The sequence below is a fragment of the Nonomuraea sediminis genome, from assembly GCF_018531495.1.
In the GTDB taxonomy this organism is placed as follows: Bacteria; Actinomycetota; Actinomycetes; order Streptosporangiales; family Streptosporangiaceae; genus Nonomuraea; species Nonomuraea sediminis.
In genome coordinates this window covers 32,440-47,985 of sequence record NZ_JAHDTI010000019.1, presented here as the reverse complement: position 1 = coordinate 47,985, position 15,546 = coordinate 32,440, and the positions used below count along the sequence as shown (strand labels likewise).

The following is a 15,546-nucleotide window of genomic DNA, read 5'->3' as shown; positions in this document are numbered from 1 at the left end:
GGACAAACGCTATCAATTCTCCAGATGGACCCGAAGTCAAGGGCCCGCCAGCTGCTCCTCCGCCGAGGCGACGATCTCCTGCAGCCGCAGCCCGTGCGCGGCGTCGAGCGGGTGGCCGCCGCCCTGCCGTACCGTCTGGGCGAACTCCGCCGCGACGGTCTCCAGCGGGTCGTCGTCGAAGGCCTCGAGTACGGCGCTGCCGGCGCGGCCGTAGACCGCGAAGAACGACGGCGGCGTGTCACCGGGCGCGGCCATGCACAGGGACGCCTCGCTGACAGCGCCGCCCTCGTGGTCGAGCAGCAGCCCGGTCCACTGCCGCGGGTCGCCGTGCGCGCGCACGCCCGTCACCTTGCCGAGCGCGGCGTCCAGCAGGTCGATCACGTGCGGGCCGACGTCGAGCAGCGCGCCGCGCTCCTTGCGCCACGGCGTGCCGAACGGGTGGTCACCCACCAGGACGCTGGAGATGTTGGCAGCATGCCCACCGAACGGCTCAATTTCCCGGCATTTCGCGATAAAGGCCTTCGTCTGGGCGGCGTAGCGCATGGTCAGGATCATCTGCGAGGCCACGCCATGGGTCTGCACGGCCTCGGCCAGTTTGCGCGCGCCCTCGATCGAGTCGGCCAGGGGCTTCTCCAGCAGCAGCGCCTTGCCGGCCGCCGCCGCCTTGACCGCCAGCTCCGCCTGTACGGCCGGCGGCACGCAGAACGCGACCGCCTCGCAGTTGTCGAAGAGCTCCTCGATCCGCTCGTAGACCGGGGCGCCCAGCCGGGCGGCCGCCTCGGGCCGCCGCGCCCACACGCCCGCCAGCCGCGTGTGCGGCCCCTTGGCCAGCATCGGCGCGTGCGCCATCTCCGCCCACGGCCCCGCCCCTACCAAACCCACCGAAACCGGATCCATGGGATCAACCTTATGGGGCCTGCCTGATCGCGTGCTCGGGGCGGTGCGCCAGGGTCCCCGAGTCGATCACCACGGTCTGGCCGGTGATGCAGCGGGCCTCGTCGGAGGCCAGGAAGCAGACCAGGTTGGCCACGTCGGCCACCTCGCACGGCCAGGGCAGCAGGCGTTCCGCCCGCTTCTCCGCCAGCCGCGCGGGTCCCAGTGCCCGCCTGGCCTCCTCGGTCATGACCAGGGCGGGAGCCACGGCGTTGCAGCGGATGCCGCGATTGCCGTACATCGTGGCGACGTAGCGGACGAAGCCGCCGATGGCGGCCTTGGAGGTGCCGTAGGCGGCGTGGTCGGTGTCGCCGGTCAGGCCGGAGACCGACGAGGTGATGACGATCGCCCCGCCGTCGGGCATCGCGGGCACCGTGTGCTTGACCATGAGCATCGCGCCGCGCAGGTTGACGGCCATGGTCCTGTCCCACACGGCGGCGTCCAGCGCGTCGTCGTCGCGGCCGTAGACGTCGCGCCCGAGCGCGGCGGCGTTGGAGTGCAGCACGTCCAGCCGCCCGAAGGAGGCCACCAGCTCGGCCACCGCGTTCTCGACCTGCTTCTCGTCCGAGACGTCGCAGGTCAGCGCCACGGCCGTGCCGCCGTGGCCGCGGATGGCCGACGCCGAGGCCTTGGCCGCCGCCGCGCGCACGTCCAGCACGCCCACGCAGGCGCCCTCGGCCGCCAGGCGGGCCGCGCAGGCCGCGCCGATGCCCGACCCCGCGCCCGTGACCAGCGCCACCTGGCCGTCGAAGCGCCGCATCACCAGGCCACCCGCAGCGCCTGCAGTCCCCGTCCGACGATCGACTTCCGGTAGGCGATCGGCTCTCCGTCGACGAGCCTGAGGTACGGCAGGCGCCGCCCGAGCACCTCGAGCGCGGTCCGCAACTGGAGGCGGGCGAGCGCGGCGCCCACGCAGAAGTGGATGCCGTAGCCGAACACCAGGTGCGCGTCGGCGTTGGGGCGGTCGATCACGAAGCGCTCGGGGTCGGTGAAGACGGTCTCGTCATGGGCGGCCGAGTCGGTGGACAGCAGCACCAGCGCTCCCGCCGGAATCGTCACCCCATGAAGCGAAATATCGGTCGTGGCGTACCGGAAGGAACCCAGGGAGGCGCCGTCGATGCGCATGCACTCCTCGACGCAGTTCTGCCTCTTCTCGGCGGGCACGGGCCACGCGCCCTCGCGCAGCAGCCGCAGCACGGTGTTGCCGAGCTGGTTGGGCACGGTGTCGTTGCCGCCGAGCAGGATCGTGGAGATCAGCTCGACCACCTCGCGGTGCGACAGGCCCTCGGCGCCGGCCATGAGCGAGGTGAAGTCGTCCCTGGGCTCCTTGCGGCGGTCGGCGACCAGCCGGTCGACGTAGTCCAGGTACTCCAGGAAGCTGTCGGCCAGCTCCAGTTGCCGCGCCGCGGGCTGCGGCGACAGGAACAACTGGAACCAGTCCTTCACGTGCGTCTGCACGAACGTCTCGTCCGCCTCGGGCACGCCGATGAAGCGGGCGGTCAGCTTGATCGACGGCTCGTGACCGATCTGGGCGACGAAGTCCGCTTGTCTTTGCCCGGCGACGCGATCCACGGCTTCCTCGTTGAGCTCGCGGAACAGCCGCTCCATCGCGGCGACCGCGCGCGGCGTGAACGCCTTCGACACCGACCTGCGCAGCCTGGTGTGGTCGGGCGGGTCCACGTTGGCCACGAAGCTCGACAGGAACGAGCCGTGCTCGCCCAGCCTGGCCCTCGTCTCCTCCGTCAGGCTGCGCGAGATCGTCAGCGAGCCCGCCGAGGAGAAGCGGCGCGGGTCGCCGTAGGCGGCGCGCACGTCGGCGTAGCGGGTCAGCACGTAGGCGCCCAGGTGCTCGCTGTGGAAGACGGGCCGCTCGTGGCGGAGCCTCCTCAGGAAGTCGTACGGCGAGGCGACGTGCCAGTCGGCGGTGACGTCGAAGTCCATCCGAAGATCCTCCGCGGGTTGTCGACGAGCATCTGGTGGATCTGCTCCTCGGTGACGCCGCGCTTGCGCAGCTCGGGCAGGACGTCCCGGGGGATGTGGAGCAGGTGGTAGTTCGGGTGCCGCCGCCGTACCACCTCGGCGTCGAAGCGGTCGTTGAAGCAGTAGGAGTCGTGCGACAGGACCATGCTGCCCGCGTGGCCGCGCTCGCAGAGCTCGGCCACCACGCGGACCCTGTCCTCGAAGGGGCTGATCGAGTCGATGCCGAAGCGGTCCATGCCCAGGTAGGAGCCCGCGGCGATGAGCTCCTCGAGGTAGTCCAGGTCGGTGGAGTCGCCCGCGTGGCCGATCACGACCCTGCTCAGGTCGACGTCGAGGGACTCGAGCAGGCGTTGCTGTTCGAGGCCTCCCGGCTGGGAGCTGTGAGTGGTGATCGGCGTCCCTGTCGCCCGGTGGGCTTCGGCGACGGCGCGGAAGACGCGCTCGCAGCCCTTGGTCATGCCCAGGTGGTCGCTGGCGCACTTGAGCATGGCCGCCTTGACGCCTGTCCTGCCGATGCCCTCGACGATGTCCCTGACGAAGAACTCGGCCAGGCGGTCGGGGCCGCCGAAGAGGGTTCCCGGGCCCTTGTTGGCGAAGTACGGCGGCAGGGCATCGTAGGTGTACAGGCCGGTGGCGGCCACGATGTTGACCGTGGTCAGTTCGGCCACCGCTTGGACGGCGGGGATGTAGCGGCCCAGGCCGACCACGGTCAGGTCGACGACGGAGTCGATGCCTTCCGCTTTCAGCGCGTCGAGCTTCCCCGCGGCTTCCGCCGCCCGCTCCGACAGGTCCCACTTTTCTGGGATATCGGGCCAGTTCCAGAGGATTTCGGGACTTAGGCCGAAAATGTGCTCGTGCATGAGCGTCGCGCCCAGGTCGTCGACGTGCCCTCTCACGGTCTCAGGCATGGGAACCTCGCGTGGTCGAAGGGCTTGTTCGCCTCGAGCCCCAGCCCGTCCGTCTGCTGGTACGGCATGCCGGTGTAGAGGGCGTCGGCGTCGAAGTACGTCACCGTGAACGACAGCCTCGGGGTGTCCCGCTGGTTGGCGGGGGCGCCGTGCACGGTCAGCGCGTGGTGGACCGTGGCGTCGCCCGCCTTCAGGTCAAGTGGCGGCGACAGCTCCAGCTCCTTCAGCCACGGATGCTGGGTCAGCTGGTCGTCCCCGGCGCGGGTGAAGCTCCGGCCCAGCAGGCCGTACCGGTGGGAGCCGTTGTAGAAGCGCAGCGAGCCCATGTCGGCGGGGACGTCCACCAGCGCCAGCCAGACCGTCAGCATCGCCGAGCGGTCCATCGGCATCCACGGGAAGTCCTGGTGGAACTCCGTGGCCCGGTGCTCGCCCGGCTCCTTGACCAGCAGGTTCGTCACCTGGATGCGGACCGCCTCGACGCCGCGGAGCAACCGTACGGCGTTGCCGCCCATCGCGCGGGCGGCCGCGTTGAACAGGTCGTCGGTCTGCGCGATGTCACGGGACTGGCCGAAGGCCTGGTCGACCAGGGTGCGGTGCTCGCGCCCGCGGGCCTCCAGGTAGGTCGTGGCCCGCTCGCGCAGCGCCGCCACCGTGCCCGGGTCCACCAGCCCCGCCAGGCGTACCCAGCCGTGACTGTCGAAGAAGGCGACCTCGTCGTCGGTCGCGTGCCGCACCGGGATCTCCATGTCCCCGAGTCTCGCATCTAAAGCAAGCGCTTGGTAAGGGCTCGTTTTTGAGTAGGGACTACTCATGCAGTCCGGGAGGCGTCGAGCGACCCTCAGATCATGACGACTCTCGACACGGCCCCCAGCACGGGAGCCGACACCTTCGCGCGCTTCGCGATGATCACCTGCGCGGTGGTCTCCCCGCTCGTGGTCGCCCTCACGCTGGTGATCGACCCGATCAAGGCCACCGCCGAGGGCGAGCCGCTGGTCAAGGACTTCGCCGCCCACCTGGACAGCTTCTCCACGAGCAGTTACCTGAGCCTGCTGAGCGCGGTCACGCTCATCCCCGCCATCTTCGCCATCAGCAAGGTCGGCAGGGCGGGCAAGCCCGTACTCGGGCTGGTCGGGATGATCCTGGCGTTCATCCTGGTCATCCCGTTCACGCCTGACTCCAGCAGCACGATCTACGCCGCGCTCAAGAGCGGCCTGGACACCCAGGCGACCGCCAAGCTGCTGGACACGATGGAGAACGGCCTGCCCACCTCGGTCTTCGGGTTCACCTTCTTCCCCGGGCTCCTCGGAATCGTCCTGCTCGGGGTGGCCGCCCTGCTGGGCAAGTCGGCTCCCGCCTGGTCGGCGATCCTCCTCCTCGTCGCGCCGTTCCTGATCCCGGTGGCCTGGCTGGCGGGCCTGTCCAACCTCGTCGCGGCCGTCGCCTGGCTGGTCATGACCGCCGCCATGGGCTCGGTCGCCCTCGCCCTCCCCAAACCCACTTCGTGACCCCACCCTCCCCGCATCCTCCACGCGCCGGCTGCCCCTCGACCTCCCTCCTCACCCGCACTGCCTCTCCCATCCCGCCAGCGCATCAACTCCCCCGCCCTGCCCGCCTCCCCCATCTGCGCCACAACCCGCCTCACGTTCTAGCGCTCTCGCACCCGCCCGAGCCTGGCCTTCCAGATGGCCGGGGGCATGACATGGGTGGGTGGCGGGGCATAGGTTTGCGAGACTAGCGCTTGGTTGGTAGGGAGGGTGGGGCATGGCGGGGAGGCGGTTCCGGTTCGGGGCGGTGGTGCGGGGGGCTGAGTCCGCGAGGGAGTGGGCCGAGAAGGCGCGACGGCTCGAGGACTCCGGGTTCGACGTCCTGCTGGTTCCCGATCATCTGGTCGGGCCGCGTCTCGCGCCGGTGGCAGCGCTGATGGCCGCCGCGTGCGCGACCACCAGGCTGCGGGTGGGAACGCTGGTGTTCGCCAACGACTTCCGGCACCCGGCCGTGCTGGCCAAGGAGACCGCCACGCTCGACCTGCTGTCCGACGGCCGCCTCGAGGTGGGCCTGGGAACGGGCTGGATGGCCGCCGACTACGCCGGTGCAGGCTTGGCGTTCGAGCCACCCGGCACCCGGGTCGACCGGCTCGCCGAGGCGATAGCCGTACTGAAGGGCCTGTGGGGCGACGAGCCCTTCACCCACGAGGGCGCCCACTACCGGATCACCGCGCTCGACCAGCACCCCAAGCCGCTTCAACGCCCGCACCCGAAGCTGCTGCTCGGCGGCGGTGGCCGTCGCATGCTCCGCCTGGCCGCCCGCGAGGCGGACGTGGTCAACCTCGGCATGCGCGTACGCCCGGACGGCACAGGCCCCGACGGCACGGACGGCGGCCTCAAGGCCTTCCTCGCCAAGCTCGAAACAGTCCGCGAAGCAGCCGGCCCCCGCTACAACGACATCGAACTAGGCACCAGCATCATGCAGCTGGGCATCCGCAAACCCAACGAATCCTGGAGCGCCGCCCACACCACGACCCAGGACGAAACCCCCCAGGTCCTCCTCGGCACCCACCACGACATCACCGACAAACTCCGCTATTGGCGAGACGAGCACGACATCTCCTACTACGTCCTCCACCACGAACGCGACCTCCCCACCTTCACTCCCATCGCCGAATCCCTCGCCTCAACCTGACCCACCCCTCCCGTCCGCCCAGCTCTCGCGCGCACCCAGCGACAGAGCCCTCAAGCACCCACCCTCGCCCACACCAAGTCACCACCCCTCACCCACACGCAGCTCTCCCGCCCGCCTTGCCCCAAGCCCTCAGACGCGACGGCGAGCGAGGCGTATCCTCCCGTGCTCGCCACCACCCGCCTGCCGAGCCACGTCGCATCCACCCCCGGGCCCAGCATGTCGACCACACCGGCCACCTCACCTCCCAGTACGGCGGGCAGAGGCGGCGCCGGGTGCGGCCCGACCCGCTGTCCTCGGCGCAGCGCGGTCTCCATGAAGTGCACGCCCGCGGCGTGTACGGCGAGCCGTACCTCCCCGGGCCTGGGAACGGGATCGGGGTACTCGTCCAGATGCAGGTTCTCAGGCGGGCCGTAGGAATGAAGAGTGATCGCACGCATGTTGTCGACCCTGCTAGACGAAGTGCGGTTGAGGTCAAGGAAGATGGACGTCATGGACGAGATGTTGCTGCTCAGGCATGGTGAGACCGAGTGGAGCCGGGACGGCAGGCACACGGGACTCACCGACCTGCCGCTGACGGAGCGTGGTGAGGAGCAGGCGCGGGCGCTGGCGCCCCTGGTCAAGGAGCGCGCGTTCGACCTCGTCCTGGTGAGCCCCGCCCAGCGGGCACGCCGTACGGCCGAGCTCGCGGGCCTGACGGACTACAAGGTGGACCCGGACCTGTGGGAGTGGGATTACGGCGGCTACGAGGGGATCACCACGCCCGAGATCAGGAAGACGCACCCCGGCTGGTATCTCTGGCGCGACGGCGTGATCCCCGGCGACGCCGCCCACCCCGGGGAGACGGCCGAGCAGGTGGCGGCCAGGGCCGACCGCGTCATCGCCCGCGCCAAGGCCACCCCGGGCACAGTCGCCCTCGTGGCGCACGGCCACTTCCTCCGCGTCCTGGCGTCCCGCTGGCTCGAACTCCCACCCCAGGACGGCCGCCTCTTCAAGCTCGACACGGGAACGTACTCCCGCCTCGGCTTCGAACACGCCGAACCCGTGATCACCACATGGAACGCCCCTGTCAGCTGACTCGGGTGTGGAGGGCCGAGGAGTGGAGGGCTCGGCTGACGAGCCAGCCGCGTAAGGAGCCGAAGGCGGGCTCGAACGAGAGGGGTTCCTCCCAGAGGGCCAGGAAGACCGCCTGGGTGATCTCCTCGGCCGCGGAGCCGGTGCCGGTGACCTTGAGGGCCACGCCGTACACGTAGGGGGCGTGTTGGTCGTAGGCGAGCATGAGCGCGTCGAGGTCACCGGCGGCGAGCCTGCTCCTGAGGTCGGCGTCCGCGGACATCAGTCGCACCCCAGCGTGGCGGCGGCGCGGACGAGGTCGTGGGCCAGGTGCGTGTCGCCTTCGGCGGCGTAGGGGAAGGTTTCCGGCTGCAATCGATTGGCCAGCAGGCGGCAGAACGTGACCGCGTCGGCGGAGATCACCACGCTCACCCTGTCGGGCGTGGGCGAGAGCGGGATCGTCCATGTGCCCCCGCCTGGGCCGGTCAGCATGATCGTGGCCGATACGTCCCGCCTGGGGCCCTTGAGGGCTCGGGGCAGGAGGGCGAGGCCGAGTTCGGCGATCATCCGGACGTGATCGGCCGGAGGGGCGGCGAGGTCGCGGCCCGTGGCGGCGCGGATGTCGTCCGCGTGGGTCCAGGTCTCGAAGGTTCGCTGGACGAGCGCGTGACGCAGGGGGCCGCGCGTCGGGCGGGTGCCTGCCAGCTCCAGCTCCACGTCGAGGAGCACGTCGGCGCATCCGGAGACGCGCTCGAGCATCAGGCCCGCCTGTTCGCGCCATCGCCGGTGCAGGGGAACGCCTCCCGCGCGGCCGCCGACGACCGCCTGCTGCGGGTGGGCCGCCCCTGGAGCGGACGTCGGTTCGGCAGTAGAGGTCGGTCCGGTATCAGAGGTCGGTACAGCATCGGAGCTGGGCCTGGGGTCGGAGGTCGGCGCAGCATCGGAGGTCGGCCCCAAGGTGATGGGCGGTCGAGGTGCGGAGGTCGCCCCAGGGGCGCGAGACAGGTCGGCGGGGCTCGGGCCGGGCGCAGTGGAGCCCGGTGGTGGGGCGACGTCGGTGGGACTGAGGATAGGGGTGGTGGATTCCACAGGTGGGGCGAGGGCGGTGGGGGTGGATTCCGGAGGTGGGGCCAAGGCGGTGGGGGCGGTGGATTCCGGGGGTGGGGCGAGGTGTGGAGGGGTGGGGGTTAGGCCCATGAGGCGGGCTACCGGGGTGTCGTTGGCAGTTAAGTGGGTGACCAGGTCGCGGATGGTGCCGTGTTTGGGGACGGGGGCGTTCCACTGCTCGCCGTTCAGGTCGGCCAAGAGCTCGTCCATGAGGGCGACCTGGGTCGCGTACGGCACGGCCAGCGTGGCCACCTGGGGCACCGCGGGAGTGCGTCTGCGGCGGGCTCCCGAGAGAACCGCCTCGCGCAGCTGGGGCGGTGGGGTGGCGGCTTGGTCCGCCTCGACGAGGGCGATCGCCGCGCCGCAGTCGGGGCAGGCGGCTACGTGGTCGTCGGGGCTCTGCCCGTTGTAGAGGTACGGGTCGGTCATGGCTACCTCCGCAGCCTGACGCTAACCCGAGTCAGGACCGGACGCCAGTCAGCCAATCGCCAGGCGGGACCCGGGGAACGGGGACAGGAGGGTCTCGCGCCAGGGACCGGAGAGGTAGTCGCGGGCCCGCTTGCTCCAGGCGAGCAGCCGCGGATCCCCCGGCACCTCGTCGTCCAGCCCGAGCGCCGCGTCCCTGGCGCGCTGCATCGCCAGGTGGGAGTCCAGCGACATGCCCCACAACGTCACGACCTCGGTGTCGCAGAACAGCACCTCGTACAGGCCGACCAGGCGGTGCCCGTAGGAGGCGAGCAGCGGCTCCCGCTCGGCACGGACCGTCTCCAGGTACTCCAGGGCGGCGCCGGGCCGTACGGTGGCGCTCTCGAAGAGGTAGAGCTCGGCCGCGTACCCCTCCTCGCACAGGGCGGAGAGCGCGGGCGAGCCGTGGACGGCGCCCAGCGGCCGGGAGAAGGCCGAGAAGCGCAGGTCGTCGATGTCGGACAGGAAGAGCTTGCCGTCGACGCCGGTGTAGATCTCCATCATCTGCCGCCACCCGCCGTCCCACCCGCCGTGGCAGTCCCACAGCGTGACGGCCTTGAACTGCGGGTGGCCGGTGATGCCGACGGCGTAGAAGGCGCCGACGAGGTCGATCTCGCGGGACCTGATCGACATGCCCGAGGTGAGCTCTGGGGCGGACCGGAGGCGGTCCTCCTCCTTGTAGCGGGTCAGCCAGGTCAGGTACTCCAGTGGCCGCTTCGAGTTCATCGGCCGGAAGTCGACCTCTTCGAGCAGGTAGATACCTCGCCGCACCACGGCCTCCGAGCAAACCAAGCGTTTGCTTCGAGAGCATAGCACGCCGTACCGGATGAAGATCAGTGAGGCTGGGGCCCGCGCCCGGTGAGCCACTCCAGGACCCGCCGATGGCCGGAGGCGGCGTCCTCGTAGTGGCCCCATCGCCAGTAGCGGGGCTGGTCACGCAGTCCGGTGACCCAGGTGCGGAAGGAGACCACGCCGTCTCCCGGCGAGACACCGTAGGTGCGGATCACGACCTTGCCGCCGGGTGCGAGCAGCACGTCGTCGGCGATCGGATAGAGGGTCAGCTGATCGAGCATGGCCCGATCCTCGCCCGGCAAGGAGGCCCGGCGGTTACGCCTCCGGCGCACCTCCGTTAAGCAGGCGCGCCGGAGGTAAACGGCTTGTTAAACCAGCAATCCGTCGAACTCTCCGTCCTTCACTCCGAGTACGAGGGCCCGGATCTCGTCGCGGGTGTAGATCAGGGCGGGACCGTCGGGGAAGCGCGAGTTACGCACCGCGACGCCGCCGTCGGGGAGCTCCGCGAGCTCCACGCAGTTGCCCTGCGAGTTGCTGTAGCGGCTCTTGCGCCAGGCGACCTGCTTGAGGTCGGCCGCGGGCATGCCGTTATAGGTCTGCTTCATCTACATCTTTCTGAGAAGACCGCCGATGAGCTCGACGGTGCCCCCTGGCGTGGTGCTCTCCACGCACAACTGCTCCATCGCAGTGAGGTACGGGTCGATGTCTTCACGCTTGTCCAGGTACAGGGCACCCCAGAGCTGCTCGACGTAGACGACGTCCGACAGGTCGGACTCGGGAAACCGCAAGATGCTGAACGCGCCCCCCTCGGCGGCGTGCATGCCGTACCTGAAGGGCATCACCTGAATGGTGATATTGGGAAGGGCAGCTACTTCCAGCAGATGCTGCAGCTGCTCACGCATGACCTCCCGCCCGCCGATGATCCGCTTGAGGGTCGCTTCGTCGATGACCGCCCACAGACGCGGGCCGTCCTTCTGCGAGAAACGCTCTTGCCGTTGCATGCGCAGATGCACGCGGCGTTCTATCTCCTCCGGAGTTGCATCGGGGTTGCCCAGCTGGAACACGGCCCGCGCATAGTTGGCCGTCTGCAACAGGCCGGGCACGAACTGCACCTCATAGGTGCGGATCACGCTGGCGGCCTCCTCGAGTCCCACGTACGTGGTGAACCAGGAGGGCAGGACGGCGGAGTACTTGTGCCACCACCCGGGGGTGTTGGCCTCGCGGACCATCTCGAGCAGGGCCCGGCGCTCGGCGTCGTCGACGACACCGTACAGGGTCAGCAGGTCCTCTACATCACGTGTCTTGAACCCGACGCGGCCGAGCTCCATCCGGCTGATCTTCGACTCCGAAGCCCGGATGTGGAAACCCGCCTCTCCGCGCTCCAGGCCACTGGCCTCGCGCAGGCGCCTCAGACTCGCGCCGAGCATGATGCGCCGAACGGTCGAACCAGAGCCAGGCGGATCGATGGACACGTGCTGCTCCTTGGTCGTTTCCTTGCCACACAGTCTGTCACTTCACGGCCGAAAGATCATGGGCCGCAGACAAGATCCCCTTTCCCACTGATTGACCTTTTGACGACTAACGGTAGCGCCTGCAAACCCCCTATGCACGTGCATTCGCTCTTGCACCTGCACGAGAGATTGCTTCAGAATGATCACGTGCAACCCACCACTGCGCCCCGCCTGTGGACCACGTTCGACTGGTGGCCTCCGGTCGGCTGGTGGCCGGAAGCGGCGCGCGACCTGCTCGGCCCCGGTCCGTGCGCGAGCGCGACGTTCGTACTCCCCCCGACGCCCTCCTCGGTGCACTCCGCGCGCAGCTTCACCACGGGCTCGCTGACCGGCTGGGGGCTTGGCGAGCTGGTCGAGAACATGGAGCTGGTCGTCTCCGAGCTGGCCACCAACGCGCTGCGTCACGGCCTTCGCCTGACGGAGCCGCGCTGCCAGCGCCCCGTGCACATGTCGCTGGTACGGCGCGGCCCCCTGGTCACCTGCGCGTTCACCGACCCGGGATCGTCGGTGCCAGTGCTGCGCTACCCGGGCCCGCTGGACGCCGGCGGATTAGGCCTGCACATCGTGGAATCGCTCAGCCATCGCTGGGGATGGTCGGCGCTCGCGCCGTACGGGAAGATCGTCTGGGCAGTCCTATCCTGACGGGCAGTGATCTGCATTACCGTGGATGGTCATGGCTCACGGTGAGTCCCGCGCGAGACCCCATGAGAGTTGCTGACCGATGGATGATCACCTGCTCGGCTGGCTGCGGACACTTGACGAAGATCGACTGGGCCGCATTCTCGAGAACAGGCCTGACGCGATAGCCGCCCCATGGCCGCGGCGGCTCGACACGCTCGCGCAGCGGCTCGGCAACGGCTTCGCCGTGATGGAGGCGCTGCGCGGCCTGCCGCTGCCGTGCCTGGAGCTTGCCCAGACGTGCCTGGTGGTGCGGGAGGCGACGCCGGAGCGGCTCGCGGACTTCCTCGGCGTCCCCCTCGAGGAGCTCACCCCGTGGCTGGACCGGCTCTACGACCACGCGCTCGCCTGGCCCGACAACGCGGGCGCGATCCATCTGGCCGAGGCGGTCTCCCGCTGGTGGGCGGCTCCCCTGGGGCTGGGCGAGCCGCTGGAGCACTATCTGAACTCCTGGACGATCAGCAACGACGCGCTGCGGGCCCTGGCGCGCAACCTCGGCCTGCCGCCGCACGGCAACAAGCGCCGCACGATCGTGCGGGTGAGCGAGGTCCTGGCCGAGCGTGAACGGCTGGCCGCGCTGCTGACCCACGCCCCCGACGGCACCAGGGAACTGCTGGAGGGCTTCGCCTGGGACGGGCCGGTGCGCGACGTCGACGGCGGCCGCTTCGTGCTCCCCGGCACGCCGGAGAAGTGGGCGGCCGACCACGGCCTGCTGTATCGGCCCAGCTGGCACGTGGCCGAGTTGCCGCGCGAGGTGGCGATCGGGCTGCGCGGGCCCGAATACCACCCGCCGTTCACGCCCGAGGCTCCCGAGGTCGCCACGCTGCCGGTCGACCCCGAGGAGGTCGACCACCTGATGACGCTGGCCGCGCCGCACGTGGTCGAGCGGTGCGCGGCCCTGCTCGACAACACCGCCAAGACCCCGCTGCCGCTGCTGAAGACCGGCGGGGTGGGCGTGCGCGAGGTGCGCAGGGTGGCCAAGGAGACCGGCTGCGACGAGGACGAGACGCGGCTGCTGCTGGAGATCTGCGCCGTGGCCAGGCTCCTGGCCTGGGACGAGAAGTCGGGCGGCATGGTGCCCACCGACCGTTTCGACCGCTGGCGGATCGACGAGGGCGCGGCCCGGCTGCGCCTGCTGCTCGCGGCCTGGTGGCGGATGGAGCGCTCGTCGCTGCGCAAGGTCGAGGGCAGGTACGGCACCGTGCTGGGCGACGACCAGACGGGCGCCGCGGTCGCCCGGGTACGGCGGGCCGTGCTGGCCGTGCTGGCCCACCTGCCCGCGGGCACCGCCTACGCCGACCGGGCGAGCCTGGTGCGGAACGTGCATTGGCACGCGCCGCTGCTCGACCAGGCGCTGCTGGCCGAGTGTGCCTCGGCCGTGCTCGACGAGGCGCGGCTGCTCGGCCTGCTGGCCAACGACGCGCTGACCGATCTGGGCCGGGCGCTGGCCGGCCTGACCGCGCACCCGGGTGACGAGAACGACGACACCGTGCCGCTCGTCGAGCACGACCCCGGCCTGGTCGAGGCGTCGACCAGGGCGCTGGCCAGCGTGCGGCGCAGCGCGCTGTTCGGTCCTGACCTGACCGCGGTGGTGACGGGCCCACCGGCCGCGGAGCTGGCCGCGCTGCTCGACCGGGTGGCCGAGCGGGAGTCGCGCGGCGCCGCGTCGGTGTGGCGCTTCACCACCGAGAGCGTGCGCGGCGCGCTCGACGTCGGCTACGACGCCGACGAGCTGCTCGAGGAGCTGTCCGGGGTGGGCACGGTGCCGCAGCCGCTGGAGTACCTGGTGCGCGACGTGGCGCGCAGGCACGGCGAGGTCACGGTGACCACGGTGGGCTGCATCGTGCAGGCCTCCGATCCTGCGCTGCTCGCCGAGATCGCCGGGCACAGACGCCTGTCCAGGCTGGGGCTGCGGCTGCTGGCCCCGACGGTGCTGGTCAGCTCGGCCCCGGCCGACAGGACGCTGGCGGGGCTGCGCGAGCACGGCTACTCCCCCGTCCCCGTGGCCGACACCGGCGAGATCTCGATCAAGCGGACCAGGATCGAGGAGCCGCAGAACGGCAAGCTCATCCTGCTGCCCGGCGGCCAGGTCGCCGAGCTGGGCGACTTCGAGGCGCCGGCGCACGTGATCGCCGAACCGGCGCCCGATCCGCACGAGCACGCGCGCCGGTTGATCGCGACCACCCGTGCCGCCACCGAGCAGAGCGGGCGGACCTGGGCGATCATCGGGCGGATGGCCACCCGGCTGCCGACTGCCCAGCAGTCGCTGCTCGGTTTCGTGGTCGATCGGGGGGTGCGGGCGGGGATCACGCTGACCGACGGGCTGACGGCCACGATCAGCCATGGCGAGCTGCGCTCGGGGGCGCTGGACGCCTGGTGCGAGGAGGCCGGCGACTACCTGGAGTTCCCGCTGGCGGAGATCGTCGAGGTCAGGGGAGCTTACTAGCCTTCTTCAGGTTGGCCACGAGTTCCTCCAGCATGCTCGCGTACCCCTGGTAGCTGAACGGGGCCTCGGCCCGCCAGGGGTAGAGCTGTCCGGCCTTGACCGCGGGGAGCTTGGCGAAGGTGGGTTTCTTGAGCATCTCCTGCGGCGTCAGTGACTGCGTCCGGGTGTCGTAGAGGATCACGTCGGCGTCGTAGGTGTCGGCGTTCTCCCAGCTGAGCGTCTGGAAGAAGCCGCCCTTGTCGACGGCGGTGGGCTTGACGACGTCGAGCCCGGCGGCCATGAAGGTGACGATGTCGGGGTAGTCCGCCGGGTTGACGACCCACATGTTGTCGGCGCCGCCGGACATCATGAGGATCTTCAGGTTCCTGAACCGCTGCAGCTCCTTGAGCGCGGCCTGGAAGCGGGTCTTGGCCTCGGCGACGCCGGCCGGGTCGGCGCCGAGCGACCTGGCGAGCTCCTCGTACTTGCCGATGACCTGCTCGGCGCTCTTGCCGGGCAGCATGATGCCCGCGGTGGGCGCGACCTGCTCGATCGTGGCCCTGGACTTCTCGGGCACGTACCAGAGCTGCCCCTGCACCCACATGTTGCTGACCAGCAGGTCGGGGCGCAGCGCGATGTACTTCTCGACGTTGAACTCGTCGTAGACATTGCCCAGGCCCTCGACCTTGGTGATGTCGACGTTGCCGACCTGGGGGTCGCGGCCGCCGTCCTTGAGCTTGTGCGGGCCGAAGACCGCCACGGGCCGCACGCCGAAGTCCCACAGCGCCGCCGCCGACCCGACCTGCGCGACGATCCTGCCGGGCCGCTTGGGCAGCTCCAGCTTCTTGCCGCGGTCGTCGGTGAAGGACCACGCAGTGCCGGTCGCGGCGGTCTTCTCGAGTGCGGGCTGGGTCCCGCACGCAGCCAGCGTGAGGACGGCGGTGGCCACCAGGAACCCCCTGCGCGTCAGCGACATCTCATCTCCTAAGGTTAGGCTTGCCTTCGTTCCGGTTTATTA

Annotated in this window: 18 protein-coding genes; 5 read left to right on the top strand and 13 right to left on the bottom strand. The window is 70.3% G+C overall.

Going from position 1 to position 15,546, the window contains the following annotated elements; genetic code table 11:
• Positions 1-36 precede the first annotated feature (36 nt).
• The 5 genes from KIK09_RS50465 to KIK09_RS50445 are packed head-to-tail and all read right to left on the bottom strand — an operon-like array spanning position 37 to position 4,567.
• Positions 37-897 (bottom strand): Gfo/Idh/MocA family protein, encoded by an 861-nt coding sequence (locus KIK09_RS50465; protein WP_214326747.1) that lies wholly within the window; start codon positions 895-897, stop codon positions 37-39.
• 10 nt (positions 898-907) lie between these two features.
• A complete protein-coding gene (locus tag KIK09_RS50460) occupies positions 908-1,693 on the bottom strand; it encodes an SDR family NAD(P)-dependent oxidoreductase (protein ID WP_214326746.1) in 786 nt (261 codons plus the stop codon).
• Positions 1,693-2,874 carry a cytochrome P450 gene (locus KIK09_RS50455; protein ID WP_214326745.1) on the bottom strand — a complete coding sequence of 394 codons (1,182 nt, stop codon included), beginning with the start codon at positions 2,872-2,874 and terminating at the stop codon, positions 1,693-1,695. Before KIK09_RS50455 ends, KIK09_RS50460 begins: the two co-directional genes overlap by 1 nt.
• Positions 2,820-3,821, bottom strand: a complete 1,002-nt coding sequence (locus KIK09_RS50450; RefSeq protein WP_214326744.1) for a phosphotriesterase family protein — start codon at positions 3,819-3,821, stop codon at positions 2,820-2,822. The genes KIK09_RS50455 and KIK09_RS50450 overlap by 55 nt, the downstream gene beginning before the upstream one ends.
• A complete protein-coding gene (locus KIK09_RS50445) occupies positions 3,806-4,567 on the bottom strand; it encodes a phytanoyl-CoA dioxygenase family protein (protein ID WP_214326743.1) in 762 nt (253 codons plus the stop codon). The genes KIK09_RS50450 and KIK09_RS50445 overlap by 16 nt, the downstream gene beginning before the upstream one ends.
• 99 nt (positions 4,568-4,666) lie before the next feature.
• Between KIK09_RS50445 and KIK09_RS50440 the strand changes: the two genes are divergently transcribed.
• Positions 4,667-5,326, top strand: a complete 660-nt coding sequence (locus tag KIK09_RS50440; protein WP_214326742.1) for a hypothetical protein — start codon at positions 4,667-4,669, stop codon at positions 5,324-5,326.
• A gap of 256 nt (positions 5,327-5,582) precedes the next feature.
• The gene (locus KIK09_RS50435) at positions 5,583-6,500 is read left to right on the top strand and encodes a TIGR03621 family F420-dependent LLM class oxidoreductase (protein ID WP_214326741.1); all 918 of its coding nucleotides are present in this window, start codon (positions 5,583-5,585) and stop codon (positions 6,498-6,500) included.
• A 50-nt stretch (positions 6,501-6,550) separates the two neighbouring features.
• Here KIK09_RS50435 and KIK09_RS50430 read toward each other — a convergent pair whose 3' ends face one another.
• Positions 6,551-6,991, bottom strand: coding sequence for an alcohol dehydrogenase catalytic domain-containing protein (locus KIK09_RS50430; protein ID WP_250575123.1), 441 nt, complete (start codon positions 6,989-6,991; stop codon positions 6,551-6,553).
• On the opposite strand from KIK09_RS50430, the gene KIK09_RS50425 reads away from it, so the two are divergent.
• Positions 6,990-7,574, top strand: coding sequence for a histidine phosphatase family protein (locus KIK09_RS50425; RefSeq protein ID WP_214326740.1), 585 nt, complete (start codon positions 6,990-6,992; stop codon positions 7,572-7,574). The two genes, KIK09_RS50430 and KIK09_RS50425, sit on opposite strands and share 2 nt — an antisense overlap.
• On the opposite strand, the gene KIK09_RS50420 is transcribed toward KIK09_RS50425, so the two are convergent.
• From KIK09_RS50420 to KIK09_RS50395, 6 genes are all read right to left on the bottom strand, one after another.
• Positions 7,567-7,833, bottom strand: coding sequence for a sigma factor (locus KIK09_RS50420; protein ID WP_214326739.1), 267 nt, complete (start codon positions 7,831-7,833; stop codon positions 7,567-7,569). The genes KIK09_RS50425 and KIK09_RS50420 overlap by 8 nt on opposite strands.
• Positions 7,833-9,086 (bottom strand): maleylpyruvate isomerase N-terminal domain-containing protein, encoded by a 1,254-nt coding sequence (locus KIK09_RS59750; protein ID WP_214326738.1) that lies wholly within the window; start codon positions 9,084-9,086, stop codon positions 7,833-7,835. The genes KIK09_RS50420 and KIK09_RS59750 overlap by 1 nt, the downstream gene beginning before the upstream one ends.
• 48 nt (positions 9,087-9,134) lie before the next feature.
• Positions 9,135-9,893: a hypothetical protein gene (locus KIK09_RS50410; RefSeq protein ID WP_308164786.1), complete on the bottom strand. Its 759-nt coding sequence runs from the start codon at positions 9,891-9,893 to the stop codon at positions 9,135-9,137.
• 62 nt (positions 9,894-9,955) lie between these two features.
• Complete coding sequence (locus KIK09_RS50405) at positions 9,956-10,195, bottom strand: hypothetical protein (RefSeq protein ID WP_214326736.1); 240 nt, start codon at positions 10,193-10,195, stop codon at positions 9,956-9,958.
• An 87-nt stretch (positions 10,196-10,282) separates the two neighbouring features.
• Positions 10,283-10,519: a DUF397 domain-containing protein gene (locus KIK09_RS50400; RefSeq protein WP_214326735.1), complete on the bottom strand. Its 237-nt coding sequence runs from the start codon at positions 10,517-10,519 to the stop codon at positions 10,283-10,285.
• Entirely contained in the window at positions 10,520-11,386 is an 867-nt protein-coding gene (locus KIK09_RS50395) for a Sco1979 family transcriptional regulator (RefSeq protein WP_504740307.1), read from the bottom strand. It abuts the gene before it with no gap.
• A 186-nt stretch (positions 11,387-11,572) separates the two neighbouring features.
• Between KIK09_RS50395 and KIK09_RS50390 the strand changes: the two genes are divergently transcribed.
• Together KIK09_RS50390 and KIK09_RS50385 are read left to right on the top strand one after the other, a co-directional pair.
• Complete coding sequence (locus KIK09_RS50390; protein ID WP_308164785.1) at positions 11,573-12,067, top strand: ATP-binding protein; 495 nt, start codon at positions 11,573-11,575, stop codon at positions 12,065-12,067.
• Positions 12,068-12,146: 79 nt separating this feature from the next.
• Positions 12,147-14,549 carry a helicase-associated domain-containing protein gene (locus KIK09_RS50385; RefSeq protein ID WP_214326733.1) on the top strand — a complete coding sequence of 801 codons (2,403 nt, stop codon included), beginning with the start codon at positions 12,147-12,149 and terminating at the stop codon, positions 14,547-14,549.
• Here the strand turns inward: KIK09_RS50385 and KIK09_RS50380 are convergent.
• Positions 14,533-15,504 (bottom strand): ABC transporter substrate-binding protein, encoded by a 972-nt coding sequence (locus tag KIK09_RS50380; RefSeq protein WP_214326732.1) that lies wholly within the window; start codon positions 15,502-15,504, stop codon positions 14,533-14,535. The genes KIK09_RS50385 and KIK09_RS50380 overlap by 17 nt on opposite strands.
• Positions 15,505-15,546 lie beyond the last annotated feature (42 nt).

What these genes read in the sequence shown, in the direction of transcription:
- KIK09_RS50425 (WP_214326740.1), top strand. Translation starts at nt 6,990, where the DNA reads ATGGACGAGATGTTGCTGCTCAGGCATGGTGAGACCGAGTGGAGCCGG.
- KIK09_RS50380 (WP_214326732.1), bottom strand. Translation starts at nt 15,504, where the DNA reads ATGTCGCTGACGCGCAGGGGGTTCCTGGTGGCCACCGCCGTCCTCACG.
- KIK09_RS50385 (WP_214326733.1), top strand. Translation starts at nt 12,147, where the DNA reads ATGGATGATCACCTGCTCGGCTGGCTGCGGACACTTGACGAAGATCGA.
- KIK09_RS50400 (WP_214326735.1), bottom strand. Translation starts at nt 10,519, where the DNA reads ATGAAGCAGACCTATAACGGCATGCCCGCGGCCGACCTCAAGCAGGTC.
- KIK09_RS50440 (WP_214326742.1), top strand. Translation starts at nt 4,667, where the DNA reads ATGACGACTCTCGACACGGCCCCCAGCACGGGAGCCGACACCTTCGCG.
- KIK09_RS50450 (WP_214326744.1), bottom strand. Translation starts at nt 3,821, where the DNA reads ATGCCTGAGACCGTGAGAGGGCACGTCGACGACCTGGGCGCGACGCTC.
- KIK09_RS59750 (WP_214326738.1), bottom strand. Translation starts at nt 9,086, where the DNA reads ATGACCGACCCGTACCTCTACAACGGGCAGAGCCCCGACGACCACGTA.
- KIK09_RS50460 (WP_214326746.1), bottom strand. Translation starts at nt 1,693, where the DNA reads ATGCGGCGCTTCGACGGCCAGGTGGCGCTGGTCACGGGCGCGGGGTCG.
- KIK09_RS50405 (WP_214326736.1), bottom strand. Translation starts at nt 10,195, where the DNA reads ATGCTCGATCAGCTGACCCTCTATCCGATCGCCGACGACGTGCTGCTC.
- KIK09_RS50465 (WP_214326747.1), bottom strand. Translation starts at nt 897, where the DNA reads ATGGATCCGGTTTCGGTGGGTTTGGTAGGGGCGGGGCCGTGGGCGGAG.
- KIK09_RS50435 (WP_214326741.1), top strand. Translation starts at nt 5,583, where the DNA reads ATGGCGGGGAGGCGGTTCCGGTTCGGGGCGGTGGTGCGGGGGGCTGAG.
- KIK09_RS50445 (WP_214326743.1), bottom strand. Translation starts at nt 4,567, where the DNA reads ATGGAGATCCCGGTGCGGCACGCGACCGACGACGAGGTCGCCTTCTTC.
- KIK09_RS50430 (WP_250575123.1), bottom strand. Translation starts at nt 6,991, where the DNA reads ATGACGTCCATCTTCCTTGACCTCAACCGCACTTCGTCTAGCAGGGTC.
- KIK09_RS50455 (WP_214326745.1), bottom strand. Translation starts at nt 2,874, where the DNA reads ATGGACTTCGACGTCACCGCCGACTGGCACGTCGCCTCGCCGTACGAC.
- KIK09_RS50420 (WP_214326739.1), bottom strand. Translation starts at nt 7,833, where the DNA reads ATGTCCGCGGACGCCGACCTCAGGAGCAGGCTCGCCGCCGGTGACCTC.